Consider the following 604-nt stretch of genomic DNA (forward strand, 5'->3'; position numbering starts at 1 on the left):
GCTCCGCAAACGCGTTAAGGATCAAGATAAAGAAATCCGGCGTCTGAAAGAGGAAAATGAATTTCTCGAGGAAGCAAGTGCTTTTTTCGCAGCCAGCCGTCGGAAGTCAGCAAGAACCAAAGAATGAAGTTCATTGCCATAAAAACGGAAGACGGCGTGATTAAGGGGAAACTCTCATTCTATTGCCGGATGCTCGGTGTCAGCCGCCAGGGTTTTTACAAATATCTTGCTATTAAAGATCGTCCCTGGAAATATCAGGATCTCGCTGATGCTATGAGAGCGATTAATTCTGAGGATGAATGCAATGATACCTATGGGCGTATTCGCATGTATCAGGCACTTCTCCTTAAGAAACCAGAAGGACTCAAGATTCCTAGTGAGCGAACCGTCTACAGGGTTATGGATGAAATAGGCCTTAGCCATCGGCCAAAGCGTAAGCCAAATGGTATTACCAGAGCTGATCGGGAAGCGCGTAAATCAGATGATCTTCTGAAGCGAGATTTCAAATCCGATAAGCCACTTGAAAAATGTGTAACTGACATTACCGAAATCAAGGCTAAAGATGGAAAATTATATGTTTCAGCTATCTTTGACCGCTTTGATT

At 43.7% G+C, this 604-nt stretch carries 1 pseudogene; it reads left to right on the forward strand.

Going from position 1 to position 604, the window contains the following annotated elements:
- Positions 1–123 precede the first annotated feature (123 nt).
- Positions 124–604, forward strand: a pseudogene (locus tag JQM82_RS16670) (IS3 family transposase); the annotation flags it as partial.

It is taken from the genome of Faecalicatena contorta (genome assembly GCF_021531995.1).
In the GTDB taxonomy this organism is placed as follows: Bacteria; Bacillota; Clostridia; order Lachnospirales; family Lachnospiraceae; genus Dorea_A; species Dorea_A contorta_A.